This is a genomic window from Hassallia byssoidea VB512170, assembly GCF_000817785.2.
Classification (GTDB): Bacteria; Cyanobacteriota; Cyanobacteriia; order Cyanobacteriales; family Nostocaceae; genus Hassallia; species Hassallia carrinoi.
This window is the reverse complement of record NZ_JTCM02000040.1, coordinates 16,535-34,846: the sequence shown is the minus strand read 5'-3', so window position 1 is coordinate 34,846 and position 18,312 is coordinate 16,535. Positions and strand designations below refer to the sequence as shown.

At 42.7% G+C, this 18,312-nt stretch carries 17 protein-coding genes; 5 read left to right on the top strand and 12 right to left on the bottom strand.

Annotation, left to right across the window (positions count from 1 at the left end; all coding sequences use genetic code 11):
* Positions 1-2: 2 nt before the first annotated feature.
* From PI95_RS17900 to PI95_RS17880, 5 genes are all read right to left on the bottom strand, one after another.
* Positions 3-698 (bottom strand): hypothetical protein, encoded by a 696-nt coding sequence (locus PI95_RS17900; RefSeq protein WP_163518978.1) that lies wholly within the window; start codon positions 696-698, stop codon positions 3-5.
* The gene (locus tag PI95_RS17895; protein ID WP_039737353.1) at positions 695-1,537 is read right to left on the bottom strand and encodes a YaaW family protein; all 843 of its coding nucleotides are present in this window, start codon (positions 1,535-1,537) and stop codon (positions 695-697) included. Before PI95_RS17895 ends, PI95_RS17900 begins: the two co-directional genes overlap by 4 nt.
* A 204-nt stretch (positions 1,538-1,741) precedes the next feature.
* Positions 1,742-3,019, bottom strand: coding sequence for a glycosyltransferase (locus PI95_RS17890; RefSeq protein WP_039737352.1), 1,278 nt, complete (start codon positions 3,017-3,019; stop codon positions 1,742-1,744).
* Between the two features lie 127 nt (positions 3,020-3,146).
* Entirely contained in the window at positions 3,147-4,151 is a 1,005-nt protein-coding gene (locus PI95_RS17885) for an NAD-dependent epimerase/dehydratase family protein (protein WP_039737351.1), read from the bottom strand.
* A complete protein-coding gene (locus tag PI95_RS17880; protein WP_039737350.1) occupies positions 4,148-5,269 on the bottom strand; it encodes an acyltransferase family protein in 1,122 nt (373 codons plus the stop codon). Before PI95_RS17880 ends, PI95_RS17885 begins: the two co-directional genes overlap by 4 nt.
* A 728-nt stretch (positions 5,270-5,997) precedes the next feature.
* Between PI95_RS17880 and PI95_RS17875 the strand changes: the two genes are divergently transcribed.
* Complete coding sequence (locus tag PI95_RS17875; RefSeq protein WP_039737349.1) at positions 5,998-7,338, top strand: oligosaccharide flippase family protein; 1,341 nt, start codon at positions 5,998-6,000, stop codon at positions 7,336-7,338.
* A 126-nt stretch (positions 7,339-7,464) separates the two neighbouring features.
* On the opposite strand, the gene PI95_RS17870 is transcribed toward PI95_RS17875, so the two are convergent.
* The 5 genes from PI95_RS17870 to PI95_RS17850 form a co-directional block, all read right to left on the bottom strand.
* Complete coding sequence (locus PI95_RS17870; protein ID WP_039737348.1) at positions 7,465-7,965, bottom strand: DUF2085 domain-containing protein; 501 nt, start codon at positions 7,963-7,965, stop codon at positions 7,465-7,467.
* Between the two features lie 41 nt (positions 7,966-8,006).
* Positions 8,007-10,118, bottom strand: a complete 2,112-nt coding sequence (gene argZ, locus PI95_RS17865; RefSeq protein WP_039737347.1) for a bifunctional arginine dihydrolase/ornithine cyclodeaminase — start codon at positions 10,116-10,118, stop codon at positions 8,007-8,009.
* A 196-nt stretch (positions 10,119-10,314) separates the two neighbouring features.
* Positions 10,315-10,578, bottom strand: coding sequence for a PIN domain-containing protein (locus tag PI95_RS37195; protein WP_336507244.1), 264 nt, complete (start codon positions 10,576-10,578; stop codon positions 10,315-10,317).
* 157 nt (positions 10,579-10,735) lie between these two features.
* Positions 10,736-11,560 carry an Rpn family recombination-promoting nuclease/putative transposase gene (locus PI95_RS17855; RefSeq protein WP_039737346.1) on the bottom strand — a complete coding sequence of 275 codons (825 nt, stop codon included), beginning with the start codon at positions 11,558-11,560 and terminating at the stop codon, positions 10,736-10,738.
* 198 nt (positions 11,561-11,758) lie between these two features.
* The gene (locus tag PI95_RS17850; RefSeq protein WP_039737345.1) at positions 11,759-12,169 is read right to left on the bottom strand and encodes a GNAT family N-acetyltransferase; all 411 of its coding nucleotides are present in this window, start codon (positions 12,167-12,169) and stop codon (positions 11,759-11,761) included.
* Positions 12,170-12,433: 264 nt separating this feature from the next.
* Here PI95_RS17850 and PI95_RS17845 point away from each other — a divergent pair, with 264 nt between their 5' ends.
* Positions 12,434-12,640, top strand: coding sequence for a hypothetical protein (locus PI95_RS17845; protein ID WP_039737344.1), 207 nt, complete (start codon positions 12,434-12,436; stop codon positions 12,638-12,640).
* Here the strand turns inward: PI95_RS17845 and PI95_RS17840 are convergent.
* Positions 12,625-13,863: a TetR family transcriptional regulator gene (locus PI95_RS17840; protein ID WP_039737343.1), complete on the bottom strand. Its 1,239-nt coding sequence runs from the start codon at positions 13,861-13,863 to the stop codon at positions 12,625-12,627. The two genes, PI95_RS17845 and PI95_RS17840, sit on opposite strands and share 16 nt — an antisense overlap.
* A gap of 309 nt (positions 13,864-14,172) precedes the next feature.
* Between PI95_RS17840 and PI95_RS17835 the strand changes: the two genes are divergently transcribed.
* Both PI95_RS17835 and PI95_RS17830 read left to right on the top strand, forming a co-directional pair.
* Positions 14,173-15,009, top strand: a complete 837-nt coding sequence (locus tag PI95_RS17835) for an acyl-CoA desaturase (protein ID WP_039738216.1) — start codon at positions 14,173-14,175, stop codon at positions 15,007-15,009.
* Between the two features lie 231 nt (positions 15,010-15,240).
* Complete coding sequence (locus PI95_RS17830) at positions 15,241-15,657, top strand: hypothetical protein (RefSeq protein WP_039737342.1); 417 nt, start codon at positions 15,241-15,243, stop codon at positions 15,655-15,657.
* 119 nt (positions 15,658-15,776) lie between these two features.
* Here the strand turns inward: PI95_RS17830 and PI95_RS17825 are convergent, their stop codons facing one another.
* Positions 15,777-16,193 (bottom strand): hypothetical protein, encoded by a 417-nt coding sequence (locus PI95_RS17825; protein ID WP_039737340.1) that lies wholly within the window; start codon positions 16,191-16,193, stop codon positions 15,777-15,779.
* A 119-nt stretch (positions 16,194-16,312) separates the two neighbouring features.
* On the opposite strand from PI95_RS17825, the gene PI95_RS17820 reads away from it, so the two are divergent.
* Positions 16,313-18,172: a S8 family peptidase gene (locus PI95_RS17820; RefSeq protein WP_039737339.1), complete on the top strand. Its 1,860-nt coding sequence runs from the start codon at positions 16,313-16,315 to the stop codon at positions 18,170-18,172.
* Positions 18,173-18,312: the final 140 nt, after the last annotated feature.

The following is an 18,312-nucleotide window of genomic DNA, read 5'->3' as shown; positions in this document are numbered from 1 at the left end:
ATTTATGCAAATGTCTTCAAATCCTCTTTCCCCCTGCCCCCTGCCCCCTGCCCCCTGCCCCCTGCCCCCTGCCCCCTGCCCCCTGCCCCCTGCCCCCTGCCCCCTGCCCCCTGCCCCCTGCCTCTTAACTGCTGATAGCTTTCTAACCACAACCCTAACCCCAGGATGAAAACTATCACCAGATAAGCAGCTAAGGTGTTAGCGTGCATGAAAATTGAAGCCATGCGACCTGGTGGATCTCCTTGGGGTAGGATGTTTATTTCCAAAACAATCCACAAAATTTCTAATTTAGAAGTCCAGCCGAAAAACAATTGCCCAAAGCCAATTATGACTACAGGTATGGAAGATATGACTAAATTCCAACTTAGTTGGCGCAATTGGGTGGGTGTTTGAATTAAAGCGCTAAAGCCGGCGAAAAATAAAAAGAACGGTAAGAAATTAAACAAGCCAAGGAAGGCTTCTGTTTTATTCTCAGCAAAGGCAGAGCTAATGATTAACAATACACCGAGGAGGGCAAATCCCCAATTAAGGGGACTCTGAATAATTGTGCGGTGTTGTCGCAACCAAGTTTTTAATGATGCCAAACCTAGAGTTACAGCTCCTAAAAACGGACTCAAGGGAAAGATAAATAATCCGATTTGAGCCAAGTTCCAAGGAAATTGTAAATTAGGATTGGGATGGCGAAAAGCGGTTTTCAAGCGGGTTCCCAACATTCGGTGCGGGTGAGGCGAATTTGAGCTAAGGCAAAGATGGTGGGTATGATTCTACCGTAGTTGGTGGCGATCGCTCTCCATCCTAAATCTGCAAAAAACCAACCCCACATGACTGGTCCTAACATAGCAAATACACTTCTGACTGCGGTATAACGAGCTGCACTTACAGCCATACCCCGTCGTGCCATCTGCAAAGCTACATAGTTTTGAAACTGCGTTGTTGCTATTACCCCACCTTCAACCGCTGCTTGTTGGGCTATTTGATAGGTGGCAAAGTGCATGGCAAATTGACGGGCGATTTGTTTGAGCAACAGTGGTTGTACGAACGAGGTGAGTGCGATCGCGCTACCACCTTTGAAAAGCAAGCCCAAAGGGTCACGCTGTAATGAAAGTGGTAGCGGTTGATTCGGTTGAGATTTAGCAAGCTGCTGCTGCACCTGCACTGTTAATTTTTGCTTTTCCTTTTCGGGTAATTTTTTCCACACATGCCCTAAAAGATGCAAAAACACTTCCGCTTCTAAATCAACCGTTGCTAGTTGATGACAGTAGCGAATTTTCAGATACTTACATACTTGAATCAAAGCTTCTCGGTAAGTTACCAGATTTGTGCGTCCCCTTAATACCGTCATACCATCTGCCGCCAAAAAGCGAAAACGTGCTTCGAGCGCATCTAGCCAAGCTTTGTGGTCTTTACTTTGCACTTCTATCGGTTCTGGTGTGTGAACATAATCTATGGGATTAAATTTCCGACCAAACAGAATTGCGGTTAAATCCTGCAATTCTTCTTCGGTTGCTAGCTCTAGCGCCGTCCTCAGTTCATCCAATGTCTCTTCCTCTCTTACGAACGCAGATGAAGGTCTGTACCTTATTCTACTATTAGCTTTCAGCAATCATTATTAGTTAATTTGTGCTTTGTCATTAATGACGAATAATTAATAATGATTGTTCACTACCTGTTATGTCAAACTAATAGCGAAAATACCAGGTGAGCCAGCTTCAACTCCAAAGGAAGTTATCAAAATTTATCTCTACACGTTGATAATCGGCTCTTCGCTGATTGTAACTTGTTTTTCCGAGTTATTCGTCCGAATAGATTCTACTTTTCCTTGCAGGGCAGCGGACATGACACGATGCAGCCATGCTACTTCATAGTTAATATTAAAATCTTTCTCTACCTTTGCTCGACCCGCAATGCCAAATGTTACACGTAATTGATAATTTTTCAGCAATTTTTCGAGGCTTGACGCTAAATAAAAGGCATCTCCTGGCGGAACCAAGTAGCCGCTAACACCATCTTCTACTAACTCGCTGACTCCAGCAATTTGCGTCGCTACTACGGGGACACCTGCTGCCATCGCTTCCATCAGTACTACTGGTACACCTTCGGCAAAGCTGGACATAACGAATACATCAGTTTGCTGCATATATCTGCGGACTTCAGCTTGCGACTGATAACCAACAAATTTTACATTTGCACTCAGCCCTAATTCGTGAGCTAATTGTTGCAAGTGTACTCGATCTGAACCGTCACCAACGACTGTGAGCAAAATCTCTGGATGCACTTGCTTTAAAAAACTCAGGCTTTCGAGTAATATCGGCAACCCTTTCACTACGGCTAATCTTCCTACATACAGCAAGTTTTTTCCTGATTCGTTGTGAGAAACGACATCGAATAAAGCTGGATCGATTCCACAATGAATGATGTGCATTTGCTTCCATTTTTCTGGAGGTGCAAATATCATTCCTTGACTGCGGCAGTAGTGACTTATACAAGAAACAAATAGCGATCGCTTGATTTTTTCGTCGATTCGCCAATGATACGGCTCAAAAAAGATGTATGGACCGTGCAAAGTTAAGCTAAAAGTAAAATCCCCCAATTCAGCCGCCAGCATCGCTACACTACAGCTAGAATCGGCAAAATGATTGTGCAAATGCGGAATCTGCCGTTGATTGATTTCTTTGGCAAGAATGCCGGCTTCGAGAAAGTAGAATAATTGATACAAACTTCCCCGCAATCCAGGTTGCCGTGTAGACCATGCTAACTGAATTGCGCGTAAATATCTGCTTGGTAAATTTACTAATAAACTAAGATGTGTAAGTAGCAAATTTATCATATTGACGGGCAGGATGTAGAAAGTGCGATCGCGTTCTCGCTTTTGTTCTAGTCCTACCATGTGTTCATCCCCCGTCCGACGAACGGAAAATGTGTGTACTTCTACACCCATATCCCGCAAGGCTGCTACTTCACGCTGAATAAAGGTGTCTGTTGCTCTGGGATATTCTCCAGTTAAATAGGCAATACGCATAATTTATATGGGCATGGGGAATGGGTAATGGGGAATGGGTAATGGGGAATGGGTAATGGGTAATGGGTAATGGGTAATGGGGAATAATTCTTTTTAAGCGTCCAAGCGTCCAAGCGTCCAAGCGTCTCTACATATTCAACAATTCAATATCACTGCTACTGCGTTCTAGGGCTGCATCGAGGGAATATTTTGGTTTCCAGTTCAACACTTGTTGAGCGCGAGTGTTGCTGTAGCGTAGCGGTTTAAATCGAGCATGTAATCTTGCGGGAATAAGAATACCGGGTAGCTTCACTTTGTCTGCTAGTAACTTGTTAAATAACCAACTTGTACGCGCTAGCCAACGCATCATTGTCCAATCGATCTTAATTGTGAAGGGCGATCGCTTTTGCAACTCGATCAATTTTTCAAAGTAAATACTTTGAGTCGGCAAATCGTCATCAACGATATTTAATGTTTTACCAATTGCCTCTTGACTATTTACCGCCGTTACAATCGCTTCTGCACAATTTTCTACATAAGTCAAGGGAATTTGGGCATTTTTTCCGATTTGAATCCACAGCTGTTGGCTCACTTTCACACCAAGACTAGCATTCCACAAATTATCTCGCCCGTACACTACACCCGGTCGAATAATTGTTACATTTATATTATGTTTCTCTGAAAAATCACGGACGAGATTTTCTTGAATTAATTTGGTTTGCGCGTATACATCCCGCTGCTTTGGTTCGCGCTCAATTGGTGAATCTTCACTGATGATTTCACCTGAGGCAATGTACAAATAATCAAATACAGAAAAGCTGCTAATCGCTACTAATCGCTGCACTTGCGCTGACATCATCGCCTTGAGCAAGTTCTCTGTTCCGACAACAGTACTGTTATACTGTGTCTCAAAGTTGCCTTGTTTGGTTGCTGCGAGGTGAATTACCGCACTTACATTATCCAACGCATCGATAATGTTTGATTGCCGTAAGTCAATCTGGGCTAACTCCACCTGTGGATGATTGTACCAAGACAGGCGTTTTTCATCACTGCCTGGTCTAACTACTGCCCGTACCTCAAATCCCTGTCGCAGCGCTTCAACTACCACATACTGACCTAAAAATCCGGATGCACCAGTTACTAGTAACTTCATACACGAATTGCCTCCGTGTTTTTTACAAGCTTGACCTTTTGACTTAATTTAATCGACGGTTTCTCTACTAATTGCCACATAATTGCGGCAAAGCCAATACAGATGGCGATTCCCAGTACTAAGCAGAGAATTTCGCTCCAGAGATGACGACCAAGTATTTTATATCCTAGGAAAAAGACAATTCCCAAGAGATAAACATGGGTGAGATAAAGGCTGTAAGAAATTTTACCGAGGAATTGGAGCCAGCGCCAATTTAGCCATTCCATGCGATTTGCTCGACCGGCTTCTAGTATAAGGATGGCAGTAATTGCAGAAGCGATCGCAAAATTTAATGAGTTGACGATTCCTCCGGTTAGCACTAAACCCGCATACAAGTAAAAAAAGATTGGCTTTAGCTTATCGCGCCATGACCAATAAGCAAAGACACCTAAAAGAAAAGCGTACCACAAAGGTAAAAATATTACAGGTCTGCCATTATCGGGAAATACACCTAGAGGAAAAAGAGCAGCGACAGTAGCAGCAAGAACAAACACGCCTGCTTTAGCGTAACGCCAATTACAGGAAAAATCTAGCCATTGAGCGATCGCCAACAACGCACAGAAAATTAAATAAAACTGCACTTCTAAACACAAAGTCCAGTAAACATCATCAATATTTTTGTGTCCAAAAATGCCTTGCAAATAAAATAAATGTGTCAGCAACCTCTCAAAAGATAAAGATTCACCCATCGGCGCAAAGGCTACATGCTTGACATAAGAGGAAATAAACGCAAAGCCTAAAGCGACGATAATTGCTACATAATAAGGTGGACTTAACCTAGTTAAACGTCGCAGACTAAAACGTTTAAAATAGCCAAAGTCAATTTTTGCCTCACGTAGCGAATATGCAATTACAAAGCCACTGAGGACAAAGAATATGCTGACACCAAGACTACCCCATTTGAACGCTACAACTGTAAACCAATTAGGCAATAACTTGCTTAATTCAAAAAGACGCACATCTGGATCGGTATGATAAAAGACCACCCATAATGCAGCAATTCCCCGTAGCGCATCAATGAAATAAAAATGGACTTTAGGTTTAGCAACTGAAGTTGTCGATGAGATTTTTGAGGTCATCGGTGTAGATGCAGAATGTTATGAACGCAATTACCCTGGTTTGTAATGCCAATAATACGCAAGCAGTTATTTGCTCAATCAGACTTATCGACGAAAAAGTATATCCCCCTACTCAAAAATTGGTTTGGGTTTAATTAAAAAGATACTCATTTAAGATTTAAGCACTTCTACTTGACTAAAGCTACTGCCTCACCAATTCATAAATCAGACGGCTAGATGTCTTAATTTTGCTACTTTTCTTCGTGATTTTATCGTCAATCACATATTAATCTTTATCAAAAATTTAAAAAAAGCCGATATCTACATCAGAAATTTACATACCGAAAGTGATTTTACTTTCAGCAAATATTATGATATTGTGTTGAATGTTTAAAGATAAAGTAAAAATACTCTTATGTTTCGTAGTGAGGGCTTCAGCCCTCATCTCAAAGATTTACTCTCAAGCCCTGACTACAAACTTTTCTTTATTTATGTCCATCTACTTCCTAGCTGGTGTAAATCTGAATTCATTTAAAATAAAAAACTCTTCTTTTCTATACTTAAAAGCAACTCAGCTTCATAGCAACTTGCCAAATTATAGCAATTCTCCTTTCATGGTGAATAAGAGCGCTCTGAATGTATTGTACGCAACTCTTTACCGCTAAATTTAATGACTGTGGAGATATTATGTCCTGAAAAAACTAGCTCGTTGATGATCCATTTGCTTACCCAATTTTCCTTTGGAATGTATGACATCTGTAAAAAAGCGTGCTATCCGTGGTGCAGTTTGGACAATTGCTGGTTACGGAACTAGTCAGATATTGCGGTTTGGCGGAAACCTGATTTTGACTCGGCTGTTGATACCAGAGTATTTTGGTTTGATGGCTTTAGTAAATACATTAAGAGCGGGGATTGAACTATTTTCAGACTTAGGAATTGGTCAAAGTATTGTCAACAATAAAAAAGGTGATGAATCGACTTTTCTGAATACAGCTTGGACACTACAAGCAATTCGTGGCATCGTAATTTGGTTATTTTGCTTGTTGGTTACGTTTCCAATTGCAAAGTTCTATAATGACGATCGCCTGATTTGGTTAATTCCGATTATGGCATTTTCCTCAGTCATTGACGGCTTCGCTTCCACTAGTTTACATACTCTTCAGCGTCGCATAGATTTAGGAAAGTTAACTCGGTTTGATTTGCTCGTACAAATCTTAACTCTGGCTACATTTATTATTTGGACTTGGTTAACTCGAAACATCTTAGCTCTAGCTTTAGGAGTACTAGCTGGGGCATTATATAGAACAGTCGGAAGCTTTTGGTTAATACGAGGATATTCCAACCGCTTTGCTTGGGAAGCAGATGCATTTAAAGAGCTTCTGTCTTTCGGTAGATGGATGTTTATGGCTTCAGCGGTAACGTTTTTAAACGATCAAGCCGATCGCCTGATTCTTGGTAAGCTACTATCTTTTAAAATATTAGGGGTATATACAATTGCTTATACTTTGGCATGTGTACCCAAAGAAATTATCAAACATCTTAGTTATAGAGTTATTTTTCCCACAATTTCTAACCATGTTGACTTACCGCGTTCAAGTTTGCGAGACAAAATTCTCCGGCAACGTCGATTGCTACTTGGTGGATTTGCAGTTTTCTTAGCTGCTTTAGTCACTGTTGGTGATTTAGTTATTGCCACACTTTATGACAAAAGATATAGCGAAGCAACTTGGATGATGCCGATTTTGTGCTGCGGTGTTTGGTTTTCAATGTTATTTCATACTATCAGCCCTGCTTTGTTGGCAATTGGCAAGCCTTTTTACTCAGCCCAAAGTAATCTAGCTGGTTTTGCGATGATTCTTCTGGGGCTACCTTTCGCATTTTTTCATTTTGGCATCGTCGGAGCAATTATCGTCATTGCACTCAGCGATATGCCTTTATACTTAGTTAATTTGTATGGGTTAGCAAGAGAAAAATTTTCCAGCTTCACTCAGGATATTCAAGCTACTGCCTTTTTTATCGCAGTACTTGTTTTATTTCTCTTGATTCGTAATTATTTAGGATTTGGACTACCCATTCAAGCGATTCTTTAGGGAATGGGGAATGGGGAATGGGGAATGGGGAATGGGGAATGGGGAATGGGGAATGGGGAATGGGGAATGGGGAATGGGGAATTGGTAATTGGTAACAAGATATAAAGCCCTTTTGACTTTTGACTCCTAAGACTTAGGATGGTGCAATATTGGCATAGTAAACAATCCCCACGCCAAACCGGTAATTAACCCAAACGGTGTAACCAGATAATTATGAAAACTCCACCAACCTAAAACCTGCGCTGCTAATTCCCACGGATAAGCCATCATAAACACAATAGCGATCGCCGCACCACTCCAGCCATACTGACTCAACCAGTAAAAACCCTTACCACCACTCACCCCATACAGCAACCGAGTAAACAGCAAACCCGTTACCGTACCGTAACAGCGCATACACACAGCCATAATAAACGGCGGTGCCAAATCTAACCCCATATTAGGTTGCGGACATACATGATTTCCCATGAAATAAATGATGTCCGCAATCAAACCTAACATTGGCAACCCAGACGCAGCAAGAAAAGGAGCCGCCAGCGGTCCGACAACCATCCCCACCAGCAGAAAGTCAGCAATAAAACTGACCCAACCAACCTGTAACCCTCTCTTAAAAGCTACCCCTTCCATCCCCTTCTTACCTTTGCGCCTTTGCTACGAGTGCGATTTGCTTATCCTACCACCGCTCGATAAGGACTAGTCAACTTATCCAACTGCTGCACCAACAAACTCAAAAACAACCCGACATCCGTCACCACACCAACCGATTCAATCGAACCTCTGTCACTTAACTTCGTCACCACCGCTGGATTAATATCCACACAAACCATCTTCACCCCAGCCGGAGTCATATTCCCCACGCCAATAGAGTGCAGCATTGATGATAACATCAAAATCATATCCGCACCTTTAAGCAGTTTCGCATATTCCTCCTGAGCCTGAATCAAATTCATCTGCGTATCCGGTAAAGGACCATCATCGCGAATCGAACCCGCGAGGCTGAAAGGTACACCAGCGCGGACGCACTCATACATTACACCACCCTTAAACTCTCCAGCTGACACAGCCGCAGCAATGCTACCATGACGGCGGACAGTATTAATTACCTTCAAATGGTGGCGATGTCCGCCGCGCACAGCGACACCCCGCTTCATATCCACACCGAGAGAAGTCCCCATCATATTTTGCTCCATATCGTGGACAGCGATCGCATTTCCACCCAACAGAGCTTGTACATATCCTTCTCGAATCAGTCGCGCCAAATGTTCGCCCCCGCCGGTGTGAATCACCACAGGACCCGCCGTGACAACTACTTTACCGCCCGCATCGCGAATTTTACGTAACTCCCACGCCACCTGCTCCACAACTAATTCTACGCGGCGTTCGCTGGAAACACCCGCCGACATAAAGCTGAATTCTTGAGCATTGCGTTGTTCTCGCGATTCTGGTTTGCGAATGGTGCGGATACCTTGCACATCGACTACTACGTGTTCGCCTATTTCTAAATCGCGTAAAAGTTTACACCGCGCCTGCCAACCATTAGGAGTTTCGATAAGAGCGATCGCACCATCCATCCGCTGCGAAAGCACCTTGACCCATTGACCGTTAATCCGTACTTCGGTAGGATAAATCGTACTTACATAAAAATCATCTGGTGCAACTCCTGGTTGCAACACAGGCTCAAGTTTGGCATCGCGCTCATCTTGAGGCAAATCTACCGCACCCAAATCAATTAAGTGAGATATAATTTGCTCCATCACTTCATGGGAAGGTGCTGATACCTTCACCTCAGCCGCTGAAGTACTTTGTCGCTGTTCTCCCAAGTTGAAATTTAGCACTTGGAAACTACCGCCGCTATCGATAATCATATCCAAAGCGCGGTTAATCAAGCCAGAATCGAGCAAGTGTCCTTCAAGGCGAATAATCCGACTTTCTACCGAAACATTCGCGTGAACTTCTGCGCGTACTGGTTCCGTTACCCGCAGTGTGAGACATTTTGCCGCACCACCTGCTTTGAGAAATTCTGTTAACGGTGTTTCCATCACTTGGAAACCCGCATCGTTAAGGCTTGCTTTTAAAGCTGACGAAGCCTTGTTCATAATCACGATATGGTCTACATTCACCGTATTGCAGGCAAAGTTTACCGCGTCCGCTTCTTCAATTGCAATCCGCTTTTCTGGGGCAACGCGCATTTCAATCATGCGGTTGGAGTAAGAATCAAAAGCACCTGGATAGTACAGCAAATAGCCATTCGCAAGGGGACAGAAGCAAGTATCAAGGTGATAAAAGCGCTCATCTATCAAACGTAAAGAGACTACCTCGATATCCAGCCACTTCGCTAAATATGGGTGAGAATCTAATTCTGAACGAAAACCGTATCCTGCCCATAACCAGCGTCCTTCTCGATCTAGAAGTGCGTCTCCCGCACCTTCAAAGGGCAAATCTTTCGGTAGTTCGTTGACTGTGTAGCCGTTTTCTTCAAACCATTGTTTAAAGTAAGGTTCTTCTCCCTGACGTTCTTTGTGTAAAAAGCGACTGAGAACAACGTTCTTACCCAACACTAAGCCGGCGTTGGCGGTAAATACCATATCCGGTACACCTTTGTGAGGTGCAACTAAGTCTACAATAGCGTGTTCTTTCAGGAGAAGGTGAAGTTTTTGCCACTGTTCCACAGCGCGATCGCGCGATGACTTGTGAATGTTGCCTTCCATCCAGGGGTTAATCACATAGTCCACATCATAGTGGTCAGGGGCGCACATTAAAAAACGAATCCGGGAATCCATAGGAAATATCACAAACGTTATCGATGCTACAAGCTTCGTACAGACTTTTGTCGATCTATTTCTGTCAAATTTACTACTAAATTCTTTCTTCTAGTAGTTGAAGCAATACAAAGGCTGAGTTTCTATTCTATAGTTCTAAGGGTTTCAAAGCCAGGATTCAACCAATAATGCTTTGGCTTGTTGAATTCGCTCAAAGTCACTGTCTGCCGAGACAATGGTCAGATTGTGTTGCAAAGCGAAAAGCAGCAATCCAAAGGTCGTTCTCATCGAATCCTAGTTCAGTAATTTTAGTTTTTCTTCGCTTGGTTTTCTCTTTGGGACCAAATTGTTTCATCAAAGTGGCTTTGAGTTGACCGTAAATCGTAGCTATATCCTCTGTTACTCGATAGATACGAATATCTTTGATAAACTCTGCCAAACGAACGAGATTAATTTCTCTTTGTGCAGAATTTTCCATCATATATGTAAGTTATCCTTGCACAATTACACAAGTGGCGATGTTTAATTCTCGAACTTCAATCACTTGACGAACAACATTTAGTTCGCCCAAGATGATAGCACTACAGTGATTTGTGTCAAGTAGGTACATTCAAGAGCGATCGCACTCGAAGACCGCTTTATAATTTCGATGCGGCTTGCCTAACAACTTGTTCATCCAAACCCAACGCTTGAGCTATCTGTTCAATACTCAAACCTAACGCCAATAACTGAGGTATAGTTTCAAGCTTACCTTCTTCCTTGCCTTCAAGCTTACCTTCTTCCTTGCCTTCAAGCTTACCTTCTTCTTTGCCTTCAGCAAAAACTTCTTGATAGAATCTAGTTTGCTTTAACTCATTTAATCCAAACATTTTTTCCATTTCCTCCCGGCTTAAGCGCGGCAATTTGTAGATTAATATCGTCTCTATTAATTGTATAATTTCTCGCTGTTGGGCGGCATCGATGATTTGTTGTCGAGTGTTGTTTACTATCTCTACAGCTTTTGCGATCGCAGTTGATTCTGGTTCGATGATTAATTTAACTGTCTCAATCCCGATAGATGATGCCTCAATCGCTGTTAATTCGTCAAGATAGATACGAGTCACTCGTGGTGAGTTGAGTAATTCTGCATATCTCTCCGTATCTCCAGTATCAACGCTGCGGTTAGGAAAGAGAACAACACCACGCCAATTGTTAGTTAATTCGGTTTTATCCAGATAGTTAAATATTTCTGCGAATAACCGCGAGTAAAATTTTTTATCTGGTTGAAATTGCACCTCAGCAAAATAAATGGGTAGTTCTGAAGTATTGGGTAAAAATACACCCTCAATTCTGAAAGCGAGTTGTTTGACTTCTACTGAGGAAAATTGGTAAACGTCAGCAAGTGATGCTGGTTGGTTAATCAGTTCAAAGAACGTGCTGGGTAAGCTTTGGAAGATGCGATAAAAGATGCTGTCGGTTTTCAAAGTAGTTAGTGCGTGCAGTTGATGAGTATATTTTCTAGTTTAGCGAACTGACAAATCTTTCCTTTTCTTCTTTTGTCGGAGACGCTTTACTTGCTTAAGCGAATTCTGTCACTTTCGTCGCATAAAAATCTCAAATCCGAAGTTCAGATCCCCAACTTCGCATAAGTTGTCGGTAATCTATTTTCGGCAAAAGTTAACTTAATAATCATTCACTAACCATTTTCCGATGACTTTACTTAATCCTGTAGGCTGTTCTACAAATCCCAATTTCTTGTAAAAATCAACAGAGTCATCGGTAAACAAGTAAACGTGTTGTCCTGGCAATTCTTCTGTAATAATCTCCATCATTTTTCGCGCAATACCTTGATGACGGTATTCTGAATAAGTCCAAACATCGACAATGTAAGCATTACACACTCCATCAGATAACACTCTGGCTGTACCTACAATTTTTTTATCGGCATAAGCAATGCATGTCGAAAAACTATTGGCAAAAGATGTTTTCAATTGCTCTGTACTTCGTCCGTTATGAAAGTTATCTTTGATTAATGTTGCCTTCATTGCCTCCCAATCAACATCAACTAAGTCGCGTTTGTATGTAATATTCATAGATTTTTTGGTTAATGGCTTAGACTTTATTCAGATCCCCGACAACTTATGCGAAGTCGGGGATCTTATTTTTTCACGAATTTTAAACAAACTGATATCTCATTTTTAGTATTTGTCAATATGTCAAAGGCTGTCGTTATGAACGCAGAAGCTGTCGTTACCACAACAGAAGCTTTCATCAGGAACGCAAAAGCTGTCTTGATAACAACATAAGCACAGGTTATAAATGCTTTAGTTGTTGTTACCACAACACAAGCTGTCGTTATGAATGAAGAAGTTGTCGTTACCACCACAGAAGCTGTCGTTATGAATGAAGAAGTTGTCGTTACCACCACAGAAGCTGTGGTTATGAACGGTGAAACCAAGATTACACACCTGGGTTGTTTATTTTCAATCATGCGATCGCGCTGTCATTCACTCAACAACTATCAACGCTCCAACGCTCCAAACAACAATTATCCAGGTTTTTGATCTAAACGAGTTGCTTGCTCTAAAGCGGCTTTTTCTCTGGCTCTTTTGGCGTAAGGTTGTAATTGAGTGCGATCGCATCCTGTTAAAATGCTAAGATTCTCTAAGCTCATGCCGCGCATCAACATTTCTACACGCCAAGTTTGTTGTGTTTGAATAATTGCTGGGGGTTGTCCTTCTGGTGTTAACAGTCCCTGTGTCCACATGTGCCAGTGTACGTCAATTTGTGATTCTGACATTGGCTCCCCAGATTCATGAATAAACATGGCAGATTGATTATCTTTACGACTTTTCAGCCATTTAGTTAATGGATTGTTGGTGTAAGAACCATAGCGATTACCCATTATCCACTGATTGACAGGTACTTGGCGAAATCCGCTGTTATTGGCAATTTGCAGAAAGTGTCCTTGAGTATCGTAGAATTGATGCGATCGCTGCAAGCCAACTACTTCCAGAACAGATAACCCAGCAGCAAATAACACATACGCTAATGCATAATCTTGCACTCCCAATTTTCTTGCTTGTTGGAGAATTTGATGGACTAAAGAAGCCGGCAAATCAGCTACTTCCCTAATACTAGAATCTATTACAACCAAACTTGAGGAATATTGACTTGCTTCAACTACCGGTGACATTGCTCCTTGTAAAAACAACTGCACCAGATTCTCCAGAAAATCATCTCTATCTTCCCAAAGTTCGTGAAATTCGCTAGTGAACTCAATCACCGCATATCCTAGCAACATCCCATTTAACAAACTCGCTAATTTTTCTGCCGGGAGATAGGTATTTAAGTGTCCCTGTTCAATTACAGTGGCTAAGTACTCTGCTACATAACGGTTAGCTTCCGTTAACCCCCGTCCCAAAGCACGGCGATTTTCTGCTGGGTATTGGTCGGCTTCACCTACCACAGACCTAACAAACTCTGGAACCTGTTCTAATGCGTGTAAGCTTTCACTTGCATAATCTTTCAGAGCTTGATACACATTACCAGGTGGAATTGCTCGGCTAACTAAAGACTCACCTAAATTTTTAAAGGCTGCGGATTCTTCTAAGACAGCTAAAAGTAGTCCATGCTTATTGCCAAAATGCCGGAATAGCGTCACTTCATTGACTTCTGCTTTTTCTGCAATTTGGCGGGTTGTAGTGCCGCTGACTCCCTGAGCGGTAAATAATTCAAGCGCTGCTTGAATCAGACGTTGACGAGCTGAATTGGATTGAGACCGCATAAAAGAAAAATGCAAGTGCTACTTGCAGAGAATTCGCAGAACTGTTAGCATAAAAAATGTAAGTGGTACTTGCTCAACTGTAACCGATTGCTTTATAAATATCTGAGCGGATCGGGTTTACCTTTTTCAGGCGTGTTAGCGCTCATGGTAACGCACGAAACAAGCATATGACTCTTGTGGAGTGAGGCATCTAGCCTCAATTCTTTCAGGAGTTAATTTGGAGCCTAAGATCGCTTTAGATGTGAAATTATGCCAGGTGCAACTCCCGACAAAAGCAAATCGCTTCCTCAACCATCGACAGGAATTTTTATGACTGCAAAATTTTTTGCCAGCACTTCTGAGGGCGGAAATTCTCCGGCGCTCAATTGGACGAATGTGGTATTTTTTACTACATTTCATGGCATAGCTTTACTTGCTCCCTGGTTTTTCTCGTGGTCTGCATTAGCTCTAGTGATATTTCTCCACTGGCTATTTGGGAGTATTGGTATATGTTTGGGGTATCATCGACTGTTGAGTCATCGAAGTTTCCAAGTACCGAAGTGGTTGGAGTATGCGATCGCTCTGATCGGAGCGCTAGCTTTGCAAGGAGGTCCAATTTTTTGGATTGGTGGACACCGGCAACATCATGCTCATACTGAACATGTCGATTTAGACCCGTACTCTGCTCAACGAGGATTTTGGTGGAGTCACATGCTCTGGATTTTTTATCCTCGTTCAGAGTTCTTTGATTATGAAATCTATGCAAAATATGCGCCCGACCTCGCACGACAACCATATTATCGCTGGCTAGATCGCTACTTTATACTTTTGCAAATTCCCTTCGGTATCCTGCTGTATCTTATCGGCGGCTGGTCATTTGTCATCTACGGAATTTTCTTAAGAGCAGTCTTGCTTTGGCACTCAACTTGGTTTGTCAACTCCGCCACACACGCTTGGGGCTACCGCAACTTTGAAGCAAACGACGGTGCGCGTAACCTTTGGTGGGTATCCATTGTCACTTACGGCGAAGGCTGGCACAACAACCATCACACCTTTCCCCAAATGGCAAAATCTGGTTTTTATTGGTGGGAAGTCGATGTTACATGGTGGAGCATCAAAGTATTGAAGACTCTGGGTTTAGCCAAAAAAGTTAACTTACCCTCTTAAAGTAGTAAGCGTTTCAACGCTTATAGGACTTACGCAACAATACCTTGATAACCTGATTCTAGAGTAGCGATAATTCATGAATTATCGCTACTGTTGTGATGTTTTGCGCTCATTCATAGCTTATTTGCCTACCCGCAAAACTAAACCACACATATTATTGTAGAGACGTTCGGTGTGGAACGTCTCTACGACGGTTGCTGTCTTCTTACAGTCCTGCAAACAGCGTAAAAGATGAATTCTCCAAAATTTCGTCAAAAAATTTTGCTAGCCATCATCACAGTCAATATTATTTCTACCTGGCTACATTACATAGACAATGCGTTATTTCTAAATCAGTATTCTGGTTTTGAGTGGTTCACACCAGCTGGAGTAATTGGTACTGTGATTGTCATGACTCCATTGGGGTTATTAGGATATTGGTTATACACCAAAGGAATGTTTCGGTTAACATACCTGACACTCGGCTTGTACTCCATAACTAGTATCTCTAGTCCGGGACACTATTTGTTGCCAATAATTGCTCCCATGTCTTTAAAAATGCATAGTCTGATTTGGCTGGATGGAGTTGCTGGGCTGACATTAATAAGTTTCTTGGTATGGTCTAGTGTCATATTGCAAGAGTGGCGTATTATACCCACTGCAAATTGAGTATGATGCAAGTGTTAATTGCATCTGGTAAACTTCGTTGGTGTTGCTTAAAGCTGGTGGATGCACTTTTTGAACTTTTAATTCCGCGCCTCCCGTAGAGACGTTCCGTCGGAACGTCTCTACGATAATCGTTGCAATTCCTGTTGAAGATGCTTACCCCACTGTGCAGCTAAAGGAACTTCTGTAAAGGGAACCCGCACCGAGTTCTCAGGGGAAAAAACAAACTCCAACTCAATAGACCGACCTTTTTCTGGTGGCGCTTCTGTATCTACTTCTTTGTCATCTACCAAAAGGCGGATTTTTTGAACATCTAGCAAAGAAAAAGTTTCCAGCTTAATTAAACCTTTTGGCGTGGGTTTTCCCCAAGTCAAACAAACGCCTTTTTGACCCAACACCGAGTAAATATCATACTTGGCTCGGTCAAATTGCTCTGCCCAAATCCGATAAGCCTCAACTTTTTGATACTCCCTTGAGCCTTGCCAAGCCAACCAGAAAAATATGAATAATAAAGGCAACCATAAAAGACCGCGTTCCATCGTTGAAAAAGTCCTAAGTCTTGAGTGAAATATATGTAACTAAAGTGCAAAATACATCAACTAAAGGGCACAGATAAGTTATCGTTGAGCAAACTGGGATTCATCGGTGATGAGTTAATATGCGAAGGCTTATATTATTGTGCTTGTTTGTCATCGGGCTGAGTGCTGCGGTATTTGGTTTCCTGAATTTTCACTCGATGGCAGCCAAAGGTGATTTTGAGACGATTGTGCTGGATTTTCGCGAAGATATTCCCGTTGCTGAGGTGGAGAAAAATCTGCAAGCGATCGCCCTTCAATACAACGTTACACCCAAACTCGATAATAAATTTTCCGAAAAGGATCGCGTGTATGTTATCAAAGGCGATCGGCAACAGCTGAAAGCTTTAAGAAAATCTTCATTTGCCAAAGTTACAGAATTCATTGAGCCGAATTACATCTACAAAATTCCCAATCCCGGTCAAGCTGCTAGGTTGGCAGAATTTTTGCTACCCCAAGACGATAACGATGTAAAAGTTTCGCCTAGTCTTACTGGTCCCAACGATGAATATTACAGCAAACAGTGGAACCTACACAACATCAACGTTGAAGGTGCATGGCTGCAAACCAAAGGTAGCGGCATCACGGTTGCAGTAATTGACACTGGTATTACTCGCGTGCGTGACTTGAAAGAGACAAAATTTGTCCCAGGTTACGACTTTGTGAATGACACAGAAGAAGCCACAGACGATAACGGACACGGCACCCACGTTGCTGGTACTATCGCCCAAGCGACTAATAATAAATATGGTGTCGCTGGAATTGCTTACGAAGCCAAGTTAATGCCTTTAAAGGTACTGAGTGCATACGGTGGTGGAACCGTTGCGGATATTGCCGAAGCAATTAAATTTGCCGCTGATAAAGGCGCAAATGTAATTAATATGAGCTTGGGTGGTGGTGGTGAAAGTCAGTTGATGAAAGACGCGATTGATTATGCCCACAGAAAAGGCGTAGTCATCATTGCCGCAGCCGGAAACGAAGGTAGTAATGGTGCTTCTTATCCAGCTCGTTATCCTCATGTTATCGGCGTTTCTGCCTTGGGCGCAGACGGCGAAAAAGCGCCTTATTCTAACTTTGGTGCTGGCGTAGATATTTCCGCCCCAGGTGGTAGTGATGCTGGTAAGATTTTGCAAGAAACCATCGACCCCGATAACAATGGCGTTGGGGTGTTTATGGGCTTCCAGGGTACAAGCATGGCTGCCCCTCACGTTGCTGGTGTGGCAGCATTAATTGAAGCTTCTGGAATTAAAGAACCAGATCAAGTTTTGGCTGTGCTTCAGGAGTCGGCAAGAACTATTAAAGAAGATGCTTTGAACTACTACGGCGCCGGACAACTGAATGCTGATGCAGCAGTTAAACGTGCAGTGCAAGGGAAAATCACTTTCCAAGATTTCTTTGCGTGGTTGCGGAATAACGGCTATCTTAACCCCGGCTTTTGGATTGATGGCGGTGCGATCGCGCTATTGCCTAAAATTTTAATGGTAGTCGGTTCTTACTTGCTAGCTTGGTTTTTACGGGTTTACTTTCCCTTTACTTGGAGTTGGTCTTTAGCTAGTGGCTTAGTCGCCGGCAGTTCTGGCTTATTCTTCCTGAAAGGAATTTATATCTTTGACCTTCCCCAATGGCCCTTCCGCGTCTTGGGCAGTTCAATTCCCGAACTCGGCAACGCGCTTCAGGGAACAGATGCTTTTAATCCCCTATTTGCCAGCGTCTTGATTCCGATTATTTTAATGGCGCTACTGCTAGGAAATCCTACCTGGAAATGGTTTGCAGTCGGTTCCACCCTAGGTATAGCCGCATGTTTAGGAGTCAGCGCATTTTTCGACCCAGCAGTTTGGGGCTTAGGAAGCACTATTTGGTCGCGTCTTTTCCTCATCATCAACGCCCTACTCTGTTACGGACTTGCTAAGTTAGCCCTGAAAAATCAGGAACAAGCAGTGTAGGAGATTAGAAGACAAGGGGACAAGGGGACAAGGGGAGCCAGCGCCGTGCGGAGGTTCCCTCCGTTGAGGCGCCTGGCGTGGACAAGGGGACAAGGGGGACAAGGAGGACAAGGGAAACTCCTAACTCCTAACTCCTAACT